The sequence below is a fragment of the Pseudomonas graminis genome (assembly GCF_004364335.1).
Classification (GTDB): domain Bacteria; phylum Pseudomonadota; class Gammaproteobacteria; order Pseudomonadales; family Pseudomonadaceae; genus Aquipseudomonas; species Aquipseudomonas graminis_D.
The window spans coordinates 320,831-345,182 of sequence record NZ_SOCR01000003.1; the positions used below are offsets into that span (position 1 = coordinate 320,831).

Below are 24,352 nucleotides of genomic sequence, written 5' to 3' on the forward strand. Positions count from 1 at the left end.
ATCATCTTTCAGCACTATCTGCGGCGGACGGACGACAGCACCGACTTGATGGCCGCGGTGATGCCAGCTGTGATTGCAGCGCTGATGACGGGGACAACGGTGGGGTATAAGTCACCTACTCGCTGAGCATCATCATGAGAGCCGTCGCCAATCAACCTGGCGCTGTCGACAATTTCAAACGTGGTCCCATTGTTGTTGGGCCGAAGATAAACAAAGTGTCCGCAACCGTTGTGGTCGATGTACATAATCCTTTTAGAGATGTAGTGATTGCCAGCCAGCTCGGTTGCTTCCTCATGGATGGCATAGGCCGCGCCGTGCTTTACATAGGGGTAAATATAAACGTCCCGGGCGGAGCTGCCCTCAAGACCGGCACCAAGGTATACGATGCTACCGACTTCACGGACTGGCACTGCCCAGTGTTTGGTGTCCTTGTTGGTTCCGCTTCTGACGAACTGCGAGAAGATGTTGGTCAAGTGGACGTCGGGTATATCAGAGCTCAGTATGCGAAAGGCCCGGTCCCGAAACGTGATCTCCCACTGGTAGAGATCTCTGGACTGGCCCGTACCTCCCGGGGGATAACCGGAACCAATCGGGCCTAACTTAGCAATCTGGAAGTCCGCGGCCCAGAATGAATAAGTAGACAAGGGATTGACGATGATAGAGCTGTTAAACCCGCCGTTGTTGAATGCCCCTCCAGGTGGAGCACTGTGATCATTAGTCCTGTACGTTGCTCCCTCCAGGGTTATTTCTGCTGCAACCTGCTTTTGAGCGAAATTCACCGAGCTGGGCACCGAAATGTAAAACGTGAGTACGCTCATGTTTTGGTTGACCGAACCCGCATCAAGCGGCAGCGTACCGCCATAAAAATCGAATACGTTTTTAGTGTCACTGCGAGTCAGCTGGCCATCGACAATTGATCCGCTGTCGTAGTCAATCAACCTGACGGTTTTCAGTTGCGTCGGCGTTAGAGGGATGATTTCCCCCGACTCACCGTAGGCATCAATCACGATATCCACCTGGATCTGCTGACGACCGTTTTTGTAGATCGGGCAGTTAAACTGGTCCTTCGGTGAACCGTTGCCTTTGATCTGGAAGTGATTCAAACCCGCAATCTGAGCCATGACTGTTACCTCGGTTTCGTATGGGTGGGGCGTGACGTCTACGTTCGGTATGTCTGGAACAGGGCAGCGGAACCGGCTATTCCGGCTCATCTTGAGTGACTGTTACCGACTGCGGGTGCGCGCCATCGCTATGTGCCGCATAGGCCCATATCACCGACGTTGCATCCGGCATTACCTGCTCGATGACTCTGGAGTAACTGTCGTAGCGGTAGCGGGTCACGATGTCATCCTGCCCCGGGACCTTGATCCGTTGTTCCACCACTCGATCCAGCCCGTCACGCTTGAGCAGCGTGGCGCGGGTCACATGGTTGTGATCGTCAATGACCTCTTCCCTGATCACGCTGCCAGCGACATTGCTGTAGGTCACCAGCTTGCCCGTGCGTCGGCCGGAAGCGGTCTGGCGCCACTGCACGCTGCGCATTTTGATGGGGTCACGCCGGACATGGCTGACGACCCCCGTCGGTGAGGTCAACGCGCTGGCGTTACCCCACTCGTCATAGCCCGTCACACTGCAGACCTCGAATAACGGTGTGCCGTCAGCCTGCCATTCACGGGTCGTTTCACTGATGACCCGCCCCAACGGGTCGTAACCGGTCCGTGAGATTTCACGGAACGTGCCTGTGGCGTCGTTCCGGTCTTCGAGTTCCACGCTGACAACCCGACCTTTGCCGTCCAGCCAGGAGCGCCTGCGTTGTCCCGATGCGTCTGTTTCTTCGAGCGCCGCACTGGCGACGAGCGTTTTGGGGCGGTGGGATTTCACGAAGGCATCGCCAAGGTGATAGGCGCAGGTACGTTCGGCTTCATACGCGGAGCCCTTGGCGATGGTGGTCTGCGTAATTCGGCCAAGCGAGTCATACTCATAGGCGGTAATGACGCCTGCGGGGCTCGTTTCTTCCAGCGTCTGGCCCGTGAGCAGTGAGCGGCTCTCACTACTGATCGAGCGACTGACCGGGTCGTCTGCGACGAAATCGTACCCCTCGACAATGGTCTGGGTAGTAAGCCGATCTGCCTCGGAGGTGTAGACGTAACGAGTGGTGGTGGGCAGGTCGTTGACCGTCGTTACAGATGTCTCGATGGACCCGTAATAGGGTCCAATGCTCTGGATGTAAGTCTGCCGGGTGCTTTCGAGCAACTGACCCTCGGCTTCATTCCAGGCTTGTTCTTCAACCACCAGGGCGCGTGGCGGGTCGAGCGCAGTGAGTGAGGGCAGGTTCTCGTAACGATAGGTCGTGCACAGCGTTGGCGCCGCGTCGCGTCGAGGGGCGGGTATCGTGGTTTTCTTGCTGAGGAATCGCACCATACCCAACGGGTCCTGCGGACATTCATCGCAGCCGTCTGCCGGGTAGTAGAGATTCTCTTCGACCACGCCGGTGGGGAAGCGCGTGTAAATCACATTGCCGTAGTCGTCATAGCGGTACTCAATGTCTTCACTGCGCTGATGATCGGCATCCTGGTAATACGTGGTCGTAACGACATGGGGCAGTTGGCAATAGGCCGGCTGCGCCGCCCAGCTCAGGTCCGGATCGACGTGATAAAGGGTCCTGACCTGCACTTGCGCTTGCCCCCGGACCGTGGTTTCCAGGGTCTGGAGATGAAACCGATTCCACTCCCGGGTGATGGAGGCAAGCTCAGTCCCCGTCCGGTCAGTCAGGGTTTCCACCACTGAGTAGCGATAGTCCTTGTTGACCTTGTAGAGGTTGTCCCGGCCGTCTTCCCACACAAATCCTGCGTCGCTGCCGAAGCCATAGTGATTGGCAGTCCCCACCCATTGGTAGCGATGATTCAGGGTCGCCGCAGCATCTCCTGTGTATTGCTGCCATGTCACGACTCGAGGGACATATACAACCGGCGCGTCGTCAGGAAGTCTGTGCCCGCTGCCCTCCGAGCTCCATGTAATCGTATCGACAGCCCCTAAGGCGCCGGTTATTTCTCTGGGAAATAGAAAACCCTGACCAGCACCCAGATCGATCACCTCATAAGTGAAACCAAATGTTGTATCGATACCCGGAAGTTTCAGGTTCGACAGCTGACGGTTGAGAAGCCATAGCTCGATCGTGGAAGGAGACTCGGATCCAGTGTCGAACAGAAAAAACACCCGGCCTTTGTCCCGGCTGATTTCAAGCAGTGTCCGGCTTTCATCGTAAATGCGAGAGAGCATATGAGAGCCGTTATCATATGGGAGCCACTTGAAAAACACCGAGCGGCCCTCCGGTGATCGCATCTCGCGCAACAGGAAAACATCGCCTTTATCCAGTCGCTCGAGGATTTCGGTTTCCCCCGATTTTTGGTCGATGCGATAGCGGTCATCGGTCAGCTTGGTGACTTTCAACGATTTAAGTTTGTGATCGGCGAATACCAGCTCGCTGTTGATCATGGTGCCGCTGGCTTCTCGATCCACAGCGAAGTGCTCGCCAGACGAAAGCGTCAGGAAAGCGCTGTCCAGATTCAGCGTCAGTACTGAGGCGAGAACGGTCCAACCCAGACCAAATCCGTGATCTTGCAGTGATGACAGAGGGCTGAATGACAGGGTCAGGGCGAACGACGGGCCGCTCAGTTGATTGGCATGCACCGCTGGCAACGTGACTGCCAGATTGAACTGACCCGTACGTGAGTCGACCGCAGACTGCACGACACCCAGAAAATTACTGCTCTGTGAATAGAGGCCGCCGGGGTTCTGCAGTCGCCGGTGGAGGGTCGCCCGAGCCACATCGTCATGCATCTCTGGGCGCTCCAACAGTCGTCTCGACTGACCGAAGGCTGCCTCTGGCGGGGGAGTTGACGTTTACCCTGAGCGTGGTCCGCTGTTCGAATGGCGTCCCTTCGGTACCAAACGAAAACTCGAGTTCATGGGTATTACCGTTCTTGTCATAGACCAGTACCCGGCATGGCCCCTGATGCGAGAGTCCGCCGGCGTTATAAGGGATATTGTTATCTGCCTGGAGCACCACAACGACGTGGCTTTTGTTATTTGACTGGACCTTCTTATGTCTGCGTGCAGCAAAGTCATCCCCAACGAGAATAGAGGGGTTGTATCGAAATTCGGTGTCTCCCGGGTAACCGATACCGACATTGGATGCTGCAGATTCACCCGGTGCGTTGCGCTGCCATTTAATCATCCCGTTGGGATTCCCGGCGCGCTCCTCCGCACACGAAAAAGCAGGTTGATTCGCGGCCAGCGACCACTCCTGGATAAAAGCGGATGCGTTGGAATCGCCTTGCTGCCAGGTCTTGGCCCACGTGTAATGGTCGGGAAAGATGTAGCTCGGCAGTGTCACGGCGCTCAGCTTGATGCTCGAATCATTCGTGTCCTCGGTCACAAATATCGCGTCGGGCGCCATTTCAATTTGGGCGTGCAACTCGATGACACTTCCCCCGGAAGCCACCGTGCTCACGTAAAACCTTTTCGATAGGACCGCATCGGTGTCTGGTGCGGCGAAGTGGCCGTGGACCGAGCCTTCGTAGTAATCGAAGCGTTCGTCTCGCGTCAGGCTGGCAAACCAGTCTAAATCTTCACTCTGTGTATCAGGGAGCGGCGCGTACTCACCTTGGTCGTTACGATGCACGATCGTGAGAGTGTTCAACTGTTCCTGAGTAATGCCACTGCCCCTCGCGCCTTCCACTAACAAAGTTACTTCAACTTGTTGTCGTCCGTTCCCATACAAAGAGGGGCTGTTTGAAGTGAATTCGATTTTAAACGTGCTAAGCCATTCGCCGACTTCTGATTTTTTTGCTTTGGAAGGATTGCGTGTGCTCATGACTGTTTCCTTGTGCCAGCACGGTGGTTAGATAAACCTTAGCAGTCTTTGCATGGAGGCATTTTGAGCCGCGGCCCGCATTTCAGGTTCATGGAACTCAATGCCGGGGGCTATATATTGATGTGCTTGGAGACAAGGAGAGCGTTAAAGCGCGTCGCAATAAGACTGCGCAAAAATAGAGTGAATGGTTGTCCTCTAATCGCGCCACGTTATGGGGTAGGCGTAATCGCGATAACACCCATCGCAAATTAATCTAGTTAATTGTTTTACGGCGACGCATCGCCCACAAAAAAGCCCGACACGCAGGTCGGGCTTTTTCGTTTTAGCGATTGAAACGCTTACTGCACTTCTACCGCCAGGCTTTCACTGATCTTCTTCTGCCAGATGGCGGGACCGGTGATGTGAACCGACTCGCCCTTGCTGTCTACCGCAACCGTGACCGGCATGTCCTTGACCTCGAACTCGTAGATCGCTTCCATGCCCAGTTCAGGAAAGGCCAGCACTTGCGACTTCTTGATCGCCTGAGCAACCAGGTAGGCAGCGCCGCCCACGGCCATCAGGTAAACGGCCTTGTTGTCTTTGATCGCTTCGATGGCGGTCGGGCCGCGCTCGGATTTGCCGATCATGCCCAACAGGCCGGTCTGCTCGAGAATCTGGCGGGTGAATTTGTCCATCCGCGTCGCGGTGGTCGGACCGGCAGGTCCCACCACTTCGTCACCGACCGGATCGACCGGGCCGACGTAATAGATAAAGCGACCCTTCAGGTCCACCGGCAGGGTTTCGCCCTTGTTGAGCATCTCGACCATGCGCTTGTGCGCCGCGTCGCGACCGGTGAGCATCTTGCCGTTGAGCAGAACGGTTTCGCCCGGCTTCCAGCTCTGCACGTCTTCGGGCGTCAGCGTGTCGAGGTTGACGCGCCGCGCCGACGGACCGGCTTCCCAGACGATCTCGGGGTAGGCGTCCAGCGGGGGTGCTTCCAGCGAAGCCGGGCCGGAGCCGTCGAGTACGAAGTGGGCGTGACGGGTGGCGGCACAGTTGGGGATCATGCACACCGGTAGCGATGCGGCGTGGGTCGGGTAATCCATGATCTTGACGTCGAGCACGGTGGTCAGACCGCCAAGGCCTTGGGCGCCGATGCCCAGCTGGTTGACCTTCTCGAACAGCTCCAGACGCATTTCTTCCAGACGGTTCGACGGGCCGCGGGCCTTGAGCTCGTGGATGTCGATGGACTCCATCAAGACTTCCTTGGCCATGACTGCAGCTTTCTCGGCGGTACCGCCGATGCCGATGCCGAGCATGCCCGGTGGGCACCAGCCAGCGCCCATGGTCGGCACGGTTTTGAGCACCCAGTCGACGATCGAGTCGGACGGGTTGAGCATCGCCATCTTGGATTTGTTTTCCGAGCCACCACCCTTGGCCGCCACGTCCACTTCCACGGTGTTGCCCGGAACGATGGAGTAGTGGATGACCGCCGGGGTGTTGTCCTTGGTGTTTTTGCGAGCGCCGGCCGGGTCGGCGAGGATCGAGGCGCGCAGGACGTTTTCCGGCAGGTTGTAGGCGCGACGCACGCCCTCGTTGATCATGTCGTCCAGGCCCATGGTGGCGCCATCCCAGCGCACGTCCATGCCGACGCGGACGAACACGGTGACGATACCGGTGTCCTGGCAGATCGGCCGATGGCCGGTGGCACACATGCGCGAGTTGATCAGAATCTGCGCCATGGAATCCCGTGCGGCAGGGGATTCTTCACGCAGGTAGGCCTCGTGCATGGCCTGAATGAAATCGACGGGGTGGTAATAGGAGATGAACTGCAGCGCGTCAGCGACGCTCTGGATCAGGTCATCCTGCTTGATCACGGTCATGGGCGTTCTCCTCTCTCAGGCGGGAACTTTGAATAGGGCTGTTCGCGCTGGGTGTGATGGACACTCATGCGAACGGCCTTCGGCCCGGCTGCCCATCAGGCGCCGTGGCAGGAAAAGGCGCGGCAGTATAGCGCCTGACCGCCGGCGCGACACCCTGACGCAGGGTAAACGTTGGTATTAGCGGCAGGGAGCGCTGAATGGCAGGGTGTCGGCGCTGCTTCAGTCATGGAACCGCTGCACGTGTGTCGGCGTAGGTGGTCACCACCTTTTCATGACCGTTGAGCGAATTGTAAGTGAAGGTCTGACGACCGATGATGAGAGTGCGGTCATGGTTCCAATCCCTCGAGATAATGTCAGACAAGTCTGTCGACGATTCAAACTGCGACTACTGTGCCGTCAGGGTGATAAATATTGGATTTCGCCGGCTTGTAGGTGGTTTTCAGTGCTTTGAAAGGGTTGCCCGTCGCACGCATCCGTTCCAGGTAGGAGGTGGCCTGGGTGGGTATGTTTGCCGCGTTCGGGTTCACCTGGAGGTTGGCGAAGCCTTTGACGAAGACCTTCCCCGTGAATCCTTGAACGGGGCGGCCCAGCTCCTTGGCGATCTCCAGCGCAGCACCGTTCTTCCCGCCCCAGCACGACAGCAACACGAACGTCTCATCAGCCCCGGCGCCAAGCCCTTGGAGCCGGGGGGCTATGACCTCTCTTGCGACGTCGGCTGCCCGCATTGTTTTACCATCAGGCCCCATCAGCAGCGCGCGTTTCAGATCTCCGTGTGTCAGGAGGGCGGCGCGATTGGAGCCCAGGTAGGTATCGATGAAACCGACGTCCACTCCCCGGGATGTGTGTTGCGCAAGCAGCTCTCCACTGCCAAGACGACCAGGTTTGGGCGAGGTCCAGCCCTGCTTGATGTCCATTGCCTTGAGCCTGCTCCCTGCATTCTTCAGCGTAAACAGCTTCAGGCCGATTCCTGCCCCGGCAAGGCTGGCGACCATGGAAACGCCGCCTAAAATGCCGGATGCGGCGCCGTCAGTGCCGGTCGCTTCCAGGGCCAGGCTGGCAACGCCCGTAGCCATGCCGATGATGTCCAGCGCCACACCGACAAGCCCCGCTATTTGCCCGGTCGTCAGCAGGCCCGCCCCGGAACTGATCAACGCAGCTGCCACGGGCAAGGCAGCGATTACCGCGGGAATCATCGCGACAAGCCCCAATGCCAGGCCGGCCCCTGCGATGGCGTAGTTCACCCAGCTATGGCCGTCGGGGTCCACACGATTGACCGGATCCCCGCCACACCAGGCGTATGGATTGATGCCGCCCGGCCCGAACGGACTGTCGGTGTCAGGTGCGAGAAAGCACATCAGTATCGGATCATAAGGTCGATTGCCGCCCGGAATGCAAAGGCCGGACACGGGTTCGAGCTGCTCGCCCGCATAGCCGAATGCAAGGTCGCCAACGTCTGAAGCCTGTGCGCCGTGGGCGGTGTAGCGTCGTGTGCGCACTGTTCTGCCGGCCTCAAGGCGCACGCTGCCCTGTGCGTCAGTACCCAGCAGGAGGGTCTGGCGAATGCCCCCTGTCACTTTGTTCACGGCAAACAACGCGCTCAGGTCGCCGATGAGTTCGATGCTGTCTTCGTCACGACATTGATGGGTGAGTTGATCGGCGCTGTAGAAATCGCGGGTCAGGATGCCGTCCACTTCACGGTCAGTGAGTTGCCCGCTGGGGTCGTAACGGTACTTGCAGGTGCCTGACGGTGAACTGATTTCAATCAGTCGTCCCTGGGCGTTCCAGTGCATGTGGCGGCCAAGGCTGTCGCTGATCACGCGCCCGCACTCGTCGTAACCAAGCGTGACCTCTGCTGGCCAGGACGGATGGGTGTGGGTGACTTTCACCAGACGAGTCGGATCGTTGACGGCATAACTGAAGCGGGCTTCGTCGCGGCTCCCGTCAGCGTAGGTGCTCACCACCTTCTCATGGCCGTTATAGGCATTGAAGGTGAACACCTGCTCGACGATGAGGTTGCCGTACGGATCGGGTGACGCCGCGTGCTCATCCGCGATGTAACGCACCAGTCTGTCGCGCACATCGTATTCGAAGCGCTCCTCGCTGAATGCTGCGCCTTCGGCCCAGGTTCGAGAAGCGATCTGGTCCAGCCCCGTGTACGCAAGGGTCTGGGTGATGGTTCGAACGTCGGCTTTTCCGTCTTCGCCCGTTTGCGTGATGGTGAAGGTGCGCGTGTGCTCACGTCCAAGGGTGTCGTAGGTGATTGCGGTCATCAGGGTTCTGCCGCTTTCCGGGACACTGACGCTGACAGTCGCCGGTCGAGACAGGGCGTCATAGGCATAGGTGGTGTCCACCTCGCCAACGCGGGTAGCGCTCACTCGACCAGATGCGTCGAACTGGCGCCGATGAGCAACACCCTTGGCATCGTGAAAGCCCTGCAGCAGGCCGCTGAACGAGTAGCGCCATGCGGTGGTGTGGGTCTGCCCGTCGACGGTCCAGCGGTCTTCGGTCTCCTGGCCTCCCGGGCTGAATGCAAAGGCTTGGCTGCCCAGTTCACCGACGATCGTCGAAGGGTGCCCGAATTGTGCGTGCCGGGTTATTGCCGTCGGGGCGTCCCCATCGGCTTCGACCCTGAGCAATTGGTTGTTCAGGTCCTTCTCATACGTGAACCGGACCTCCTTGCCGTCGGCGAGCGTGGTCGAGGAGGGCGGCAGCTGCCCGGCGCGGTATTGGAAGCGGGAGGTATGGCCTCCGACGCTCACCGAAAGCTGACGACCCAGGCCGTCGAAGGTCTGACGACCGATTATCGTGGAGTTGTTCATGTTTTCGATCCTTCGAAATGTCGCATCCATTGGAAAGCCTGCGGTTTGCCACAGGCTTTCCGTTCATGACTTCGGGTGCTCGGACGCCGTGCTCAAGGCGCCCGGGTGACAAGGGGCGCGGTGACGGCGATGGTTTCGGGGTGGTTGTCGTCGCTGTGAGCGGCGAAAGTCCAGTTCACGACCGTGTCGTCAGCCAGCCGCTGCTCGACGATGCGTCCGTATGCATCCAGCTCAACGGACGTCACGCGATCTGCCTCGCCAGGTACCCGGAGGGTTGTTCGGGTAATACGGTCCAGTCCGTCGCGCTGCCATTCCTTGGTCCGAATCAATACACCGTCGGCGTCGTACAGCTGTTCCTTGATCGCGCTGCCAGCCGCGTTGTGTTGCGTGAGCGTACTTGGCCCCTTGAGTGAGCCATTCTGTTGCCAGCTATTGACGGTCAGGTTCACCGGATCGTGCTCAATATGGCTTTCGACACCATCGGGGGTAACGCTCAGGCTCGCCTGGCCCCAGTCATGGTAGTGCGTCCGGGTCGTCAGTCTGAGTGCGGTCACGGTGGCCGGGTTCTCTGGATCGCGCAGCCAGTCCTGTTGCGTTTCGCTGACAGTGCGGCCTTCGGCGTCGAATACGCAGCAGGCAATCTCGCGGAACACGTCAGGGGCGTGGTCGATATCTTCGAGCTCCACGCGCACAGTGCGACCCTCGCCATCGAGCCATTGGCGGCGGCGCTGACCCGTTGAATGATGATGCTCGACCATCACCGGATTCTCGTTTCCGGTCCTGCAATCGTGCGCTTTCAGATCGTTCACATGGTAGGTGGAAGTACGCCGGGCTTCGTAGCGGCTGTCATCGGCGGTCACCGCAAGCGTAATGCGACCGAGAGCATCGTAGACGTAACGCGAGACGACGCCAGCCTGATTGCGTTCCCGTGTAAGCCTTCCCGTAAGCAGGGATCGGGCGCAGCTTTGAGTCGCGCGCACAAGTTCGGTGTTCTCGAAACCGGTGAGGGTGGTATGAGTGCTCAGCTCGTCCTCACTCAGCTCATAGCGGAAGCTCGTCGTGGTGGCTTTGCCATTGAGTGTCGTAACTTTGCTGTCGAGGCGCCCATAGTGCGGTCCCGGTTCAGTCACGTAGGTCTGAGTGGTGGTTTCCAGCAGGCGACCATTGCTCTCGTCCCGAGCGTTCTCGCCGTTCACCACAATGAACGCCGGTCCGCCTTCAAGCTTTGAGGCCAGCGCCTGGTAGGTGTAGGTGGTGGAGATGACGGGCGCGCCGCCGTAAGTGCCGTCATCGAGACGCGCCGGTTTGATGGTCTTTTTCTTCAGATGCCGGACCATGCCCAGTGCGTTGGGCGGACAACCGGTGCCATCGGCAGAAGCGGGCATGCCTTCGGCAGGGTAATACTCGCTGTGCTCTTCTACACCGGCGGGCGATCGGGTGAAGATGAGGTTGCCCGACACGTCGTAGCGATAGTCGGTTTGCTCGCTGCGTTGCAGACCTGCGCGGCCATGGTCGATGTAGGTGACCGTCTGTTGGTGTGGCAGCTGGTACCACGCGGGCTGGTCATCCCAATCGGCGGCGGGGTCAAGGCCGAAGGTGGTTTCGGTGCGGTTTTCGGCGCTGCCCCGGCGTGTCACTTCGCGGGTCATTAAATGGAAGCGGTTCCACGTCCGGGTGATGGTCGACAGTGTGTCACCGTCAGGGCCGGCCAGGGTTTCGACGACTTCGTACTCGTAATCCTGATCGACCTGATAGAGGTTGTCGCGCCCCTGCTGCCAGTCGAATGCCTGTTCGCTGCCGAACCCCAGGAAGTTGTGAGCGCCGGACCATTCGTAGGAGCGGGTGAGCGCGGTAGCGTCCGTTCCCGCTGAATGCGTCCACTCCAGAACCCGGGGCAATATCTCGAAGGGTGCACCGGGTGGCAGTCGATGGCCTTCTTCGCCGGTGGCCCAGATCACTGAATCGGTCGCGCCCAACGGGCTGGAAAGGCGGGTTGGCAGCAGCAGGTCGTTCTGAGCGTCGAGGGCATGATGGTCGTAGACGATGGAGAAGGGCGTCTCGATTCCAGGCAGGTAGACGTCACTCAGTTTGTCGTTGGCCAGTTGCAGGCGCACCGTCTCGTCCTCGCGTCCCGGCACCGAGAATACGACTTCGGCGCCATCGGTTTTCACCTCGAGCAAGACCCGGGATTCATCGCGGATCGTTTCAAGGATGAAATCGCCATTGCCATGAGGCGCCCATTCGACGATTACGCGATTGCCTTCCGGAGTGCGCAACTCGGTGGTCAGGTAGCGCGCGCTGTCGTGCTGTCGGGTGAGGATTTCGGTCTGACCGTTTTTGTGATCCACTCGGAACACATCTTCCTGCTCGCACGTCACCACCATCGATTTGAGTTTGGCGTCGAACAGCTTGAGTTCACTGCCCGGCGTGAAGGTGACGTCGTCCAGGTCGACGGCGAACTGCTCACCTGACGACAGGCGCAACGACGGCGCATCCTGATGCAGGTCGAGTTCGCTCAAGTCCAGCGACCAGCCCAGTCCGAACCCTTTGTTGCGGGTCGAGCCAAGTACACCGAAAGTGAGGGTGGGAGTAAGAGCGGGGCCGGCCAGATGGTTGGCAGGCAGTAGAGGCAGTTTGAAAGCGATGGTGAACTGTCCGGTGCGGGCATCAACGCCGGTCTTGATACAGTCCATGAAATTACTGGCTTGGGTATGAATGCAGGACATGCGAGTTCTCTTTAGTGGTAGGCCATTAAGTGAAAAAAGCGCGTCATAAGAGGGTCGATATGACGCCCCGGCGCCATTTCGACTTACACGTCATGCATGATGAAATCGATCTCGTTGCCCGAATTCTTTTGGGTCATTTCAATGCCGTGCCAATTACCATACTGATCAAACACTATCCAGCGCTTTGGACCGTACGCCGGGGCATTGGGCGCCAAACCAGCCGGGCCGATGAGCTCCATGCGTAAAAAGCTCATCGCCCCGGGACGATTGTTTATTGCGACAGAAACATTTTGATAGCTGAAGTCTCGTGCAGCTCCAGGTTTGAATCCGTAGTGAAACTGGGTTTCGTTGTAGTGGATGCCGGTGAGTGACAAAAGCGGGTCGGCGCTTTTCCAGTCTTCGTAATAATAAGTGCTCTGGTCGCCATCCAGCGGGACGGCGTGGACAATCCGCAACGTCCGCTCGGCAAACTGCAGGTAATAGACGTCAATGTCTACGGCGGTCTTCTCGTTGTCGGTGGAGCCTTCGAAAGCATGGACTCGCTCCAGCGTAAAGTCGGTGCGTCTGCGGCGCGGGGAGCTGAGGGTCTCCAGTTCTACGTGTGAGTTGAAACGTGACGTGCTGGTAGCGTATTGAACGCCTTCTTCTTTCATTATTGCCGCATGGATTTTGTAACGTTCGCCACCATGGGCAAGTGTGGAGATATAAAAATCCCGGCTCCGCGCTGCGGATTCAAGCAGATTGTGAGGGGCAAATCCCGACGCAGCGTAGTATTCAAACTGTGTATTCTTTTTGAGCGATACCCTGAAAAAATCTTCCGGCTCGGCGTTATTGTTATTCGCCCATTCTGAACGCCCGGCACCTTGGCCGAAGCCACCGCCCAGATCGCGATAGTCGCTGCCGTCCTTTATCAGGAAGATCCAGATGCTGTCCATCTGCTGGTCGGTAATTTCCTGTCCTTTGATGGGTGTCAGGCTGACCGTGACTTTGACTTGCTGATTGCCATTGTTGTAAAGCTTGTTCGAGCTGGACGTGACGTCAATCTTGAATTTGCTCAGCCATTTGGCGTCATCTTTGAATTCGATTCGCATGGGTAACCTTCCGTGGTTGTTGAGTGCGGGCTGAGGTTACGCGTTTGAGTCGTCCAGGCCGGGATAAATATATATAGAGTGCGCCACCAGGTTTAACGCGATGTTTCATGGGCACGTCGCCCTGAATCGGCCACTGTCGCGTTGAGTCGTACCAGATTCCTTACACCCAGACGGCAGTATCTTCGCGTCGGACGATGGACGCGTTGGCGAAACGCGCCGTTTCCTCTACATTGGCACTCTTCCCGGATGATCGAAGCGTTCGCTTACATCTTCGACCAGCGGCGCGAAGCAGGCCCCTGTGGCCGGACAGGACGAAACCCTACACGATGACCAACCAGCCTCTTTTAGACGGATCTATCCAGCGCTTGCGGCTAAAGCGTTTTGGCCTGGCAACCGGCACCTACGTGTTACTGATCGTGCTCGTCATGGTTGCGTATTGCACCGGCTACTACCACGCGACTTTTTTTGGCGTCTGGCTCGCCAGCGTCTCTGTGCTTCTGATGCAGGGCGTGCTGAGCCTGGTGTTCTTCGGCGGCTACAACCAGCGTTTCAAGGATCCGAGCCTGACCGAATTTCAAGTGCTCATGGGGCTGGGCTGGCAGACGTTCGTGCTCGCTCATATGGATTCGGCCCGTGGCACTTTTCTGGTGTTCTATGTGCTGGTGTTGCTGTTCGGTCTCTTTCACCTGAGGCCCAAAGTCTTCCTTCGCTGCTCAGTGCTCGCCTTGCTGGGCTTCATAGGGCTGAACCTGTGGGATGCGGCGCATGACCAGCTCGACGATCCGGGGCTCGCCGCGCTGCAGACCTGCGCGCTGTTTATCATCTTCTCCTGGCTGTGCCTGTTCGCGCGCTTCGTCCAGAACTCGCGCAACCGCATGCACCAGCGTCGGATCACTCTGCAGGCGCATCAGGAAACCTTGCGCGGCATGATGTTGCAGCTCGAAGAGCTGGCGTCCACCGACGAGCTCACCAACCTCTATAACCGCCGTCACTTCCTGCGCATCGCCACCCGCGAACTCGAGCTTATGAACGGCAATTACACCGCAGGCCTGGCGCTGATTGACCTTGACCACTTCAAGCGAGTCAACGATCTCCATGGTCATGCTGCGGGCGACCGGGTGCTGCAGATCTTTGGCCAAACCGCCGCTCAGTGCCTGCGGGCCGATGACATCCTGGCCCGCTATGGCGGTGAAGAATTCGTGTTGCTCATTCCGCGCTGTACCCGCGCTCAGTTGGTCGAATGCTGCGAACGTATCCGCCTGGCCTTTACCCACGTCACGCTGCCCGAATTTCCAGAGCTGGATTTAAGCCTGTCGATCGGCATGGCCATCATTGAGCGCGGTGACCGCATGGACCGCGCTTTACAGCGTGCCGATCAGTCGCTGTATCGCGCCAAGCACCAGGGCCGCAATCGCTGCCACGGCGCCTGGGATTACGCCGATGCCTGATTTGCAGGTCGGCGACCGGAGATGGTCGGTTGCACCCGGTACCAATCTGCTTGACGCCTTGAACGACGCCGGTCTGTCCGTCCCCTACAGCTGCCGTGCCGGCAGTTGCCATGCCTGCATGGTGCGCTGCGTCAGCGGTGAGCCTCTGGATGCAGAACCTGAAGCACTGGACTCGACGAGGCGCGGCCAGGGCTGGCGGCTATCGTGCCAGTGTCGGGTGGTTGACGATCTGACGGTGGAAGTCTTCGACCCGGTGCGCGATGGCCTGCCAGCAACCGTCGTCGGTGCAGACTGGCTGAGCCCGTCGGTGCTACGCCTGCGACTAGACCCCGAACGACCGTTGCGCTATCGCGTCGGCCAGCATTTGGTGTTGTGGACCGAAAGCGGCGTAGCGCGGCCTTACTCGTTGGCGAGCGTGCCAGGGGATGATCCCTTTTTGGAGTTTCATGTCGATTGCCAGCGTCCGGGCGCTTTCGCTGATGTGGCGCGCACGCTGAAAAACGGCGATCCGGTCCGCCTCGGCGAATTGCAGGGCGGCTCGCTGCGTTACGACCCCGACTGGCAGGACCGGCCGTTATGGCTGCTGGCGGCGGGTACCGGATTAGCACCGTTGTGGGGAGTGCTGCGCGAAGCGTTGCGGCAGGATCATCAGGGAGACATCCGCGTGCTGCATCTGGCGCGCGATGCTCAGGAGCATTACCTGACGGGCCCATTGAGCGAGCTGGCGGCCCGGCACTCAAATATTTCCGTGGAGCCGATCGAACTGTCGGCCTTTGCGGCTGTGCTGAGCGGATTGCGCGTGACATCCCGGCAGACCATCGCGCTGGTGTGCGGATCACCCACCAGCGTCGAGGCGTTTTCGAAGCGGCTGTTTATCACGGGGTTGCCCCGAGGTCAGGTGCTCTCTGACGAGTTTGTCGAGAGGGGCTGAGGTCCGCCAACCCTTTGCCTGCTCCTCACACCATTCGCTCAGGCGAGAATACGCGTGACGAAGCTGCCGCCGGCTACCAGAATCCTTTCATCGACGGCTTTTACGTCATACGGAGTTGAAGACTCGGGTATGCCGGGGTAGTCGAGGCGTACCCAGCCTGAATCGGTCCCGAACGCACGATCGAGAGAGCCATCCGTGTTGTAGCGGGCGACAATGAGGTAGCGGGGGTTAGACGTATGTCCTGCAGCGACGAGTCTGCTGCCGTCGTAAGACGCACTGAGCCATTGGTAAACGTCGGGGACGTCCTCGGGGTTAAACGACTGATCAATATTGCCTTTGCCCTCAAGACCGATAAGCCGGGCATTGCCTTCAGAGTCCCGACCAAAAATGATCAGGTTGCCCGCTGCGGTTTCAATACAGGCAGTCAATATATAACCGGCATATTGTTCCGATCGAAGTTCTACGAAGCCGCTTCCTTCATTTCCAAATTCTTTATCCAGCGCACCCGTCTCATCGTACCGGACCAAAAACGGATAGAAGTGGCCAGATTCGCCTCTATGCTCGCCAACGGCAAGGACCTTCCCCGACGCCAGCATTAATAGCGCACTCAGCGAACTGGTCCCCAGCGCCTCAGGGTAAGTCACGTAGCCCACCTTATTGAAGGAAGTGTCCAGTTGGCCAGTGTCATCAATCCGGTAAATCACCGTCCTTTTCTCGAGGGAGTACCACCAGCCGACTACGAGTTTGCCGGTGGGTGTTAATCCGGTTCGCATGGGTGACGGGCGTGAATAACTTTGGGCTTCAACATCCGGCAGAGGGTCGTTATCCGGAAGTCGGTCATTGCTCAGGGTGTCAGGATAAGGGAGCTGCAATATGCCGCCTTGTCCATAAATCTGGTCCCGCGTGCCGTCTCGTGAGTATCGGGTTGCACAGGGAATGATCGGGGCACTTAGGGTCGTGGTGGTCACCACAATTAACGTCTTATCCTCTTCGACCTCGAAAGCGCCGATTGCCACAGATCTCTGTTGCTCCATGACCTCATCCTGAATAACGCCGTTTTTGCCGAAGCTGGCGTCAACGGTGCCATTCTTCAGCAATCGCGTTACAAGAAACTTCTCTTCTTGACTACTTGAAGAGCCCGCAACCAATGAGGTATTCCCCTGCGCCCAAGTCAACTTGCCGGCATATCCCATGGAAGCCGGTAAGTTAGCCAGTCCATCGGTACCAAAGTCCGGATCCGGCCCTCCACTGACAAATGCGTCCTTGTTCATTTGATTTCCCCTTCCGATGGCGTTTTGAAAACTTGACTCTAGGCCTGTGCCTGTGCCGAATCTACTGGCATAAATGACAGTCGAAAGCGCGTGTCTGAACTGACTTTTTCTCAGACAGACTGTGATAGTCGGCCTGCATCTATCCCCACCGCAGTCAGGGCGGGACAGAGGGAATAAAAAAGCCCCGCACTCTCACGAGGCGGGGCTTTTTGGGGTTGCGGTTTTGCTTAAACCATTGGGTCGCCGACGTGCAGGATCTTCATGCCGTTGGTGCCGCCGATGGTGTGGTAGCTGTCGCCCTTGGTCAGGATGACCCAGTCGCCTTGCTCAACCAGACCGCGTTTGACCAGTTCGTCCACAGCGGACTGGCTGACCTGACCGGCCGGCAGCGCCGCCGGGTCGAACGGAATGGTGTAAACGCCACGGAACATCGCTGCGCGCGCCTGGGTGCCACGGTGCGGGGAGAACGCGTAGATCGGCACCGAAGAGCGAATGCGCGACATGATCAGCGGGGTGTAGCCGCTCTCAGTCAACGCGATGATCGCTTTCACGCCCGGGAAGTGGTTGGCGGTGTACATGGCGGCCAGCGCGATGCTTTCGTCACATCGGGTGAACGAGTGACCGACGCGGTGGCTGGAGGTTTTGCCGGTCGGATGACGCTCGGCGCCGACGCAGATGCGCGCCATCGCTTCAACGGCTTCGACCGGATAAGAACCGGCGGCACTTTCAGCGGACAGCATCACGGCGTCGGTGTAGTCGAGCACGGCGTTGGCCACGTCGGACACTTCGGCGCGGGTTGGCATCGGGCTGGAAATCATCGATTCCATCATCTGCGTGGCAACGATCACCGCCTTGTTATGGCGACGTGCGTGCAGGATGATTTTCTTCTGGACGCCCACCAGTTCGGCGTCGCCGATTTCCACGCCCAGGTCGCCACGGGCAACCATGACCGCGTCACTGGCGCGGATCAGCGCATCGAGGGTTTCGTCGTCGGCAACGGCTTCGGCGCGTTCGATCTTCGCCACCAGCCAGGCCGTTCCGCCGGACTCGTCACGCAGCTTGCGCGCGTATTCCATGTCGGCCGCATCACGCGGGAACGAAACGGCCAGGTAATCCAGGTCCATTTCGGCCGCGAGTTTGATGTCCTGCTTGTCTTTCTCGGTCAGCGCCGGAGCTGTGAGACCGCCACCGCGACGATTGATGCCTTTGTGATCCGACAGCGGGCCGCCGATGGTCACGGTGCAGTGCAGTGCATCGGCGGTTTGCGTGTCGACGCGCATGACCACGCGCCCATCGTCCAGCAGCAGCTCGTCGCCGACGCCGCAGTCCTTGACCAGATCGGGGTAATCGATACCGACGATGTCCTGGTTGCCGTCGGTCAGAGGATGGCTGGTGGAGAAGATGAACTTGTCACCTACCTTCAGCTCGATCTTCTTGTTGACGAATTTGGCGATGCGGATTTTCGGGCCTTGAAGGTCACCCAGCAACGCGACGAACCGGCCGTTCTTGGCGGCGATGTCGCGGATCAGCTTCGCGCGAGCCTTGTGCTCGTCGGGCGTGCCGTGGGAGAAGTTCAGGCGGGCGACGTCCAGGCCAGCAAGAATCAGCTTCTCGATGACTTCTGGCGAATTACTGGCAGGGCCCAGTGTGGCTACGATTTTGGTGCGGCGAACGGTCATGCACAAACTCCTTAAATGAAGCGCAGCGAGAGGCTACTACTGTATTGCTCTGTAGTCATTGTTCCTTTGCACTACCTGACCCCCTGATCGCTGGGCAATCGGCAGGCCGGCGGGGCTCAAATCGGCCTTGAAGAAATCCCGGAATACGCCGATACAAGGGCTGAGCACAGGAGACTCTCATGCGAATCGTGATGATATTAGTGGCGCTGCTTGCCTTGGGTGGCTGCACCCGCTGGGCAATGAACAGCCATTTGAACAATGCCAACCGCGCCTACGCCCAGGGCGACTGTGACGCGGTGATGTACAACCTGTCGAAAGTCGATCGGGAAAGCCGTTCGCGGCGCTACGTACAGCCTGAAGTGTCGATGTTGCGTGGCCAGTGCCTGGAACGCCAGAAGTTCTACATGGATGCGGTGCAGACCTACCAGTACATCATCACTCAGTTCCCGGAAAGCGAGTATGCGTTCCGTGCCAAGGCCCGCCTGGACACCCTGCATCAGCTGGGCCATGACAACCTGGCGCCGCCCGCCACACCGCGCGCTGCTTCACGCTAGTTACACCCGAGTGGATATACGGTCACGTTGCGAGTGGATATCGCCCAAACCTGAGCTAGGCTGCGATGAGTAGGGACCTAAGTGTTTTGAAGAAGGTGGCAGTGCCACTGATCCGAAAGCGAGCTCGATAGGGGTGTTTAACGCCGATCAGCCATGGGAGTCAGTGACTTTTGCCAGTACCGAATGAGTCAGATGTCGTGATGAGCTTATCCATCGAAGGGTTCTGGCTTTACGGGTCTGGCAGTTCTGTGCAACCGAATCTCAAAGCACTAGCGCGGCCATGCTCAATGGTCATCTCAGGGCGAGTGTCCGAATGCTTAATGAACGACGAATAGAGCGTCACCAACTGCCTTACTACCTGCAAGTGTTCAACCGGTACACCGATAAACCGTTGGGTTGCCTGGGGAACGTGTCAGAGCAGGGCCTGATGCTGATCAGCGATCTGCCCATTCTGGTAGGGGCCGATTTTCAGCTGCGCCTCAAAGTGCCCGATGGCAAGAACGGCCTGTACAACATCGATATCGACGCCAGCTGCCTGTGGTGTCATGAAGACGAGACCCCGCGCATATTCGATTCCGGTTTTCGCCTGCAAGCGGCGCCGGCGGAATACTTCGTTCTCATTCAGGCCTTGCAGCGCTACTTCAGTTTCTATCCGCTGGAAGCGTCCGCCTGAAGCCAGGCGCCTTACAGAGCGCCGGCTTTTTTCCAGCGCATGTATCGACTCACCAACTCGGGCCCCAGCTCACTGGGGCGCACATCCAGCACAGGGATTCCATGGGCGATCAGACGCTCATGCAGTCCGCTGCGTGCGTTGAGCAGGTCGACTGTCCCGCAATAGTCAACGGCCTGTTGCCAGGTCTGTACCGGCCTTTGACGAAGATCGTCCAGCACTGCCTCGCGCAGGCTGGCGATCAGCACACGGTGATGGCGACTCAGCTGTTTCACCGCTTGGAGTAATTGCTCGTCATCCTCGTCCCGCAGGTTGGTGATCAAGACCACCAACGCCCGGCGTTTCTGCCGCGCGAGGATGGTTCCCATCGCCACCGCATAATCGGCGGGGCGCTGGGTGGGGTTGACGTTGTAGAGGTGATTCAGCAGCACGTTCAGCTGACTGGCGCCTTTGGCGGGCGGCAGATGCCGGTCCTGTTCGCCCGCGAAGGTAGAAAGACCGACGGCATCGCCCTGACGCAAGGCCACATAGCTCAGCAGCAGGCAGGCGTTCAGCCCGTGGTCAAAATGCGTCAGCTCGCCGTCCTGGCTGCGCATGCGTCGGCCACAGTCGAGCATGAACAGGATCTGCTGGTCGCGCTCATCCTGATATTCCCGCGCAATGGGCGCGCGATGCCGGGCCGTGGCTTTCCAGTCGATTTGACGCAGGCTGTCGCCTTCACGAAATTCCCGCAGTTGATGAAATTCCAGGCCCAGTCCCCGACGCGGTTGCTGGCGAATGCCGATCTGCCTGAGCCAGTTCTCGACGCCCAGCAGTTGCCCGTTCTGCAACCGGGCGAAATCGGGGTACACCCGCACGACGTCATGGTTGGGCACATAACGCCGGGATGACCACAGGCGCAACGGGCTGCCCATGAGGATCTCGGTCCGTTCGAAGGTGAAATCCCCCCGACTGGCCGGGCGCAGTCGATAGGTCAACCGGGCCGTGCGTTGCGGGCGCAGCACGACGTCCTGGGGGAGATTCTCGGTTTCGTAGCGAGCGTCCGGCTCTGAGGGGCCATGATCAAAGAGGGTCATGTGCAGCGCACGGGATGAATCGTGTTCCAGATCGATCCGCACCTCGCTCCAGCGTCCCATTCCCAGACTGCCGGTCAAATGCCGCTTGACCCGAGGGGAGGGCGTGCGCGAGAGCCATGCCGCATCCAGCCCTGCCACGGCAGCCATTCCCCACAGCAAAGTCCAGAAAAAGCCGTCCAGCCGCGCAACGGGACCTCGTCCCAATGCCTGCAGAATACCGAGCAGCACCGACACGCCGAGCAGAACGGCCAGCCACCAGAGCATCCGTGTCGACGGCTTGAGCAGTTGCTTCATCGACGCGGCGCTGCCACCTGATCCAGCAATTGCTTGAGCACGTGATCCACCGACAACCCTTCGATGTCCAGCTCCGGCGCAAGCCTTACTCTATGCCGCAGCACCGCCAGGGCACAGCCTTTGACGTCGTCGGGCACCACGAACTCGCCGCCACGCAACAGCGCACGCGCGCGGGCTCCCCGAATCAGCGCGATGGACGCCCGTGGCCCTGCACCCAGCGTCAGGCCCGGCCACGTGCGAGTGGCACGGGCCAGCCGCACGGCGTAATCAAGGACCTGTTCATCCACCGGCAGATCACTGGCGATGCGTTGTAGTGCCAGCACGTCTTTTGCCTGCATCAAGGTGCGCAGGGGCTGGATGTCGAGCATGTCGGAGCGCGTCGAACGGGTGACCTGGCGGACCATCTCCAGCTCTTGATCAGCCTGGGGATAATCCATGCGCACTTTGAGCATGAAGCGGTCGAGCTCGGCTTCGGGCAGTGGGTAAGTGCCTTCCTGCTCGATCGGGTTCTGCGTCGCGAGCACCATGAACGGTTGTGGCACCGGCAGCGCGCGGCCTTCCAGCGTGACCTGACGTTCCTGCATCGCCTCAAGCAACGCGGCCTGAGTCTTGGCCGGTGCTCGGTTGATCTCGTCCGCGAGCAGCAGATGGGTAAACAACGGCCCCTTGCGCAGCTTGAACTGCTCGCTTTGCATGTCGTACACGGCATGGCCGGTGACATCGCTGGGCATCAGGTCAGGGGTGAACTGAATGCGCGCGAACTCGCCGCCGAAACACCGGGCCAGCGCCCGCACCAGCAGCGTCTTGCCCAGCCCGGGCACGCCTTCCAGCAGCACATGGCCACCGCCGATCAGGGCCGTCAGGACATCATCGATGACGGCGTCCTGGCCGATGACCGCTTTTTGCAACTCGTGCCGCACCGCCTGCGACAGATGAATCGCACGCTGGCGCTGCTGCGCCGGATGGCTGCCCGAAGCGGTGGCCGGCTCGCTGTGCTTGTGGTCCACGGCTGCGGGTTCAGGGAGGGGAAGGTGATTGGCCGCGTGGCCTGGCTCGGTCAGTTGATCGCTCAGCGTTTCATGAGCCTTGCCGACGGTTGAATCTGTTATGTCTGTCATTGATCAGGTGCTTGCCTAATTCAGCTGGTTTCGAGAGTGTAATCGCACTTTATCAACGCAACCCGAAATACCACGCGGCATCACCCGAACAGACCGCGAATGGGCTGATTGCACGGTGTATGCAGATGCGCGACCGATGGGCGTGGCGATCAGCCCGTACCTCCACCCCTCCAGAAACCCGGTGTTCAGCCGATATTTGTGTGGAACACTACCTAAGGACGGCGGCTTTTCCGATCTCCGGCACGGTGTAAACGCGATGATTCTTGCTTCTCTCCATAGCTTGCGGGCGCAGGTCGCGATCGTCGTGGCAATCCTTGTGCTTGTCCTTAGCTGCATATTTGGCTCTGTCATCGGTGAATCCTCGATTTCCAGCCTGAAGGAGCAAACGGGGCTGCAGCTCACCGAGTCCGCTTATTTAATGGTGGACCGTCTCGACTTCGACATGAGTGCCCGTGCCAAAGAGCTTGCAGTGCTCAGTGACCTGGAAGCGCTTCGTGACCCGGCACGCGCGGGCCAGGCGCGCAGGCTTTTGAACAGCCTCAGCCACAACTTTCCCAGTTATTCCTGGATCGGTCTTACCGACGCCCACGGCACGGTAGTCGCTGCTACCGACAGCGTGCTGGAGGGTGTGGACATTTCAAAACGACCCGTTTTCGCCAACGGTGTCGACAAGGTCTTTGTCGGCGATGTACATGAAGCGGTACTGCTCGCCAAGCTCCTTCCCAATCCCTCCGGGGAAGCCATGAAGTTTGTCGACATCAGCATGCCGGTGCGGGATGAGAACGGACGGCTTGCAGGTGTTCTCGCCACTCACCTTTCCTGGAAGTGGGCCTATGAGGTGGGCAGAACTCTGTTGGAGCCTTTGCAGCGGCGTTTACCGAGTCTGGAGTTCCTGGTCATTGGCGAGGACGGAACAGTATTGCTCGGGCCCCGGCAACTGATTGGCCAACCCCTCGGCCTCCAGCTCCCCCGGGTGGTCAGCAAAAGCGGGTCGGTTGAAACCTGGCCGGACGGTATTCAGTACCTGACCGGCGCCGCCAAGAGTGTGGGGATTGGCGATTATGCCGGCCTGGGATGGACGGTGATTGCCAGGCAGCCCGTGACCGTTGCGTTTGCCGAAGCCTTGAAGGTACGCAGCGAGATCTTTGCCTGGGGCAGTGCACTCTCCATCGCCTTCGCGATCATTGGCTGGTTTGCGGCAGGGATGATCACCCAGCCGGTCAACAAAATTGCCGATGCAGCTGCCCGCCTGTCTGAAGGCGCCAATGTGAGTATTCCGTTACTTCACGGTTCGCGGGAAGTCGAGACACTGAGTGTCGCGATCCGCCACCTCGTCGACAGTCTGACGTCGAAGAGAAGCCAGTTGGCGATGGTTGAAGGCATTGCCTACCGAGATGTGGTGACCGGCCTGCCTAACCGAGCGGCGCTGGAAAAATATGTCGAAGCTGTGCGCAGCGAATGGAGGGAGGGACTCAGCTATGGTGTGCTTTGTCTGGACCTGGACGGATTCAAGCCCGTCAACGACCGTTTTGGGCATGCCACTGGGATGCGCTGCTTCAGCAAGTCGGAGTGAGGCTTTTAGCCACAGTGCGTGATGGGGACATTGCCGTGCGTCACGGTGGCGACGAATTCGTGCTTCTACTGGCCTTGCGCGCCGGTGAGTCGTTATCCAGCGTTCAGCGCGCCGCTGAAAGGGTGATAGCGAAACTTGCGGAACCGATGACCCTCTCTGGCGAGGTGATTAAAGTCAGTTGCAGTATTGGTGGGGCAGTGTGGACAGGCGGTGCTTTTACCGACGTCCTGGCGCACGCCGATGAGGCGCTCTATCAGGCCAAGCGTGTGGGAAAAGCCCAGGCACAGTTTTACGATATCGCCGGCCTGTCGCCTGTTTCCGATGCGTAAACGCTTGGCTGGCCTGGCATGACGGTGGATTTGCG

The 24,352-nt window shown here is 59.1% G+C and carries 15 protein-coding genes and 1 pseudogene; 5 read left to right on the forward strand and 11 right to left on the reverse strand.

All coding sequences use genetic code 11. From position 1 onward, the window contains the following. Positions 1 to 14: 14 nt before the first annotated feature. The 7 genes from EC919_RS06515 to EC919_RS06545 form a co-directional block, all read right to left on the reverse strand. Complete coding sequence (locus tag EC919_RS06515; RefSeq protein WP_133772306.1) at positions 15 to 1,121, reverse strand: hypothetical protein; 1,107 nt, start codon at positions 1,119 to 1,121, stop codon at positions 15 to 17. Positions 1,122 to 1,197: 76 nt separating this feature from the next. Next, a complete protein-coding gene (locus EC919_RS06520) occupies positions 1,198 to 3,840 on the reverse strand; it encodes an RHS repeat domain-containing protein (protein WP_133772308.1) in 2,643 nt (880 codons plus the stop codon). Then, positions 3,833 to 4,876 (reverse strand): hypothetical protein, encoded by a 1,044-nt coding sequence (locus EC919_RS06525; protein ID WP_133772310.1) that lies wholly within the window; start codon positions 4,874 to 4,876, stop codon positions 3,833 to 3,835. The genes EC919_RS06520 and EC919_RS06525 overlap by 8 nt, the downstream gene beginning before the upstream one ends. Positions 4,877 to 5,214: 338 nt before the next feature. After that, positions 5,215 to 6,738: a fumarate hydratase gene (locus EC919_RS06530; RefSeq protein ID WP_081567934.1), complete on the reverse strand. Its 1,524-nt coding sequence runs from the start codon at positions 6,736 to 6,738 to the stop codon at positions 5,215 to 5,217. A 374-nt stretch (positions 6,739 to 7,112) separates the two neighbouring features. Then, entirely contained in the window at positions 7,113 to 9,557 is a 2,445-nt protein-coding gene (locus EC919_RS06535; RefSeq protein WP_166650499.1) for an RHS repeat domain-containing protein, read from the reverse strand. 92 nt (positions 9,558 to 9,649) lie between these two features. Continuing rightward, positions 9,650 to 12,283, reverse strand: a complete 2,634-nt coding sequence (locus EC919_RS06540; RefSeq protein WP_133772313.1) for an RHS repeat domain-containing protein — start codon at positions 12,281 to 12,283, stop codon at positions 9,650 to 9,652. Positions 12,284 to 12,366: 83 nt separating this feature from the next. Further along, entirely contained in the window at positions 12,367 to 13,374 is a 1,008-nt protein-coding gene (locus EC919_RS06545) for a hypothetical protein (protein WP_133772315.1), read from the reverse strand. Between the two features lie 326 nt (positions 13,375 to 13,700). On the opposite strand from EC919_RS06545, the gene EC919_RS06550 reads away from it, so the two are divergent. Together EC919_RS06550 and EC919_RS06555 are read left to right on the forward strand one after the other, a co-directional pair. Beyond that, the gene (locus EC919_RS06550) at positions 13,701 to 14,822 is read left to right on the forward strand and encodes a GGDEF domain-containing protein (RefSeq protein ID WP_133772604.1); all 1,122 of its coding nucleotides are present in this window, start codon (positions 13,701 to 13,703) and stop codon (positions 14,820 to 14,822) included. Beyond that, positions 14,815 to 15,753, forward strand: coding sequence for an iron-sulfur-binding ferredoxin reductase (locus EC919_RS06555; protein ID WP_133772317.1), 939 nt, complete (start codon positions 14,815 to 14,817; stop codon positions 15,751 to 15,753). Before EC919_RS06550 ends, EC919_RS06555 begins: the two co-directional genes overlap by 8 nt. A 38-nt stretch (positions 15,754 to 15,791) precedes the next feature. Here the strand turns inward: EC919_RS06555 and EC919_RS06560 are convergent, their stop codons facing one another. Continuing rightward, complete coding sequence (locus EC919_RS06560; protein WP_133772320.1) at positions 15,792 to 17,024, reverse strand: hypothetical protein; 1,233 nt, start codon at positions 17,022 to 17,024, stop codon at positions 15,792 to 15,794. 227 nt (positions 17,025 to 17,251) lie between these two features. Beyond that, positions 17,252 to 18,703, reverse strand: coding sequence for a pyruvate kinase (gene pyk / locus EC919_RS06565; RefSeq protein WP_133772322.1), 1,452 nt, complete (start codon positions 18,701 to 18,703; stop codon positions 17,252 to 17,254). A gap of 179 nt (positions 18,704 to 18,882) precedes the next feature. Here pyk and EC919_RS06570 point away from each other — a divergent pair, with 179 nt between their 5' ends. Continuing rightward, entirely contained in the window at positions 18,883 to 19,257 is a 375-nt protein-coding gene (locus EC919_RS06570; RefSeq protein ID WP_074884629.1) for a tetratricopeptide repeat protein, read from the forward strand. A gap of 313 nt (positions 19,258 to 19,570) precedes the next feature. Then, positions 19,571 to 19,930 carry a PilZ domain-containing protein gene (locus EC919_RS06575; protein WP_133772324.1) on the forward strand — a complete coding sequence of 120 codons (360 nt, stop codon included), beginning with the start codon at positions 19,571 to 19,573 and terminating at the stop codon, positions 19,928 to 19,930. Between the two features lie 11 nt (positions 19,931 to 19,941). Here EC919_RS06575 and EC919_RS06580 read toward each other — a convergent pair whose 3' ends face one another. Together EC919_RS06580 and EC919_RS06585 are read right to left on the reverse strand one after the other, a co-directional pair. Next, entirely contained in the window at positions 19,942 to 21,297 is a 1,356-nt protein-coding gene (locus EC919_RS06580) for a DUF58 domain-containing protein (protein WP_133772325.1), read from the reverse strand. Beyond that, complete coding sequence (locus EC919_RS06585) at positions 21,294 to 22,370, reverse strand: AAA family ATPase (protein ID WP_432213799.1); 1,077 nt, start codon at positions 22,368 to 22,370, stop codon at positions 21,294 to 21,296. Before EC919_RS06585 ends, EC919_RS06580 begins: the two co-directional genes overlap by 4 nt. 1,249 nt (positions 22,371 to 23,619) lie before the next feature. On the opposite strand from EC919_RS06585, the pseudogene EC919_RS27775 reads away from it, so the two are divergent. Beyond that, a pseudogene (locus EC919_RS27775) lies at positions 23,620 to 24,317 on the forward strand (GGDEF domain-containing protein). The last annotated feature ends 35 nt before the right edge of the window (positions 24,318 to 24,352 follow it).

Bases quoted from the DNA above. Each gene is read 5' to 3' on its own strand.
- EC919_RS06555 (WP_133772317.1), top strand. From the start codon at position 14,815: ATGCCTGATTTGCAGGTCGGCGACCGGAGATGGTCGGTTGCACCCGGT.
- EC919_RS06530 (WP_081567934.1), bottom strand. From the start codon at position 6,738: ATGACCGTGATCAAGCAGGATGACCTGATCCAGAGCGTCGCTGACGCG.
- EC919_RS06535 (WP_166650499.1), bottom strand. From the start codon at position 9,557: ATGAACAACTCCACGATAATCGGTCGTCAGACCTTCGACGGCCTGGGT.
- EC919_RS06515 (WP_133772306.1), bottom strand. From the start codon at position 1,121: ATGGCTCAGATTGCGGGTTTGAATCACTTCCAGATCAAAGGCAACGGT.
- pyk (WP_133772322.1), bottom strand. From the start codon at position 18,703: ATGACCGTTCGCCGCACCAAAATCGTAGCCACACTGGGCCCTGCCAGT.
- EC919_RS06575 (WP_133772324.1), top strand. From the start codon at position 19,571: ATGCTTAATGAACGACGAATAGAGCGTCACCAACTGCCTTACTACCTG.
- EC919_RS06550 (WP_133772604.1), top strand. From the start codon at position 13,701: ATGACCAACCAGCCTCTTTTAGACGGATCTATCCAGCGCTTGCGGCTA.
- EC919_RS06545 (WP_133772315.1), bottom strand. From the start codon at position 13,374: ATGCGAATCGAATTCAAAGATGACGCCAAATGGCTGAGCAAATTCAAG.
- EC919_RS06525 (WP_133772310.1), bottom strand. From the start codon at position 4,876: ATGAGCACACGCAATCCTTCCAAAGCAAAAAAATCAGAAGTCGGCGAA.
- EC919_RS06580 (WP_133772325.1), bottom strand. From the start codon at position 21,297: ATGAAGCAACTGCTCAAGCCGTCGACACGGATGCTCTGGTGGCTGGCC.
- EC919_RS06520 (WP_133772308.1), bottom strand. From the start codon at position 3,840: ATGCATGACGATGTGGCTCGGGCGACCCTCCACCGGCGACTGCAGAAC.
- EC919_RS06560 (WP_133772320.1), bottom strand. From the start codon at position 17,024: ATGAACAAGGACGCATTTGTCAGTGGAGGGCCGGATCCGGACTTTGGT.
- EC919_RS06570 (WP_074884629.1), top strand. From the start codon at position 18,883: ATGCGAATCGTGATGATATTAGTGGCGCTGCTTGCCTTGGGTGGCTGC.
- EC919_RS06540 (WP_133772313.1), bottom strand. From the start codon at position 12,283: ATGTCCTGCATTCATACCCAAGCCAGTAATTTCATGGACTGTATCAAG.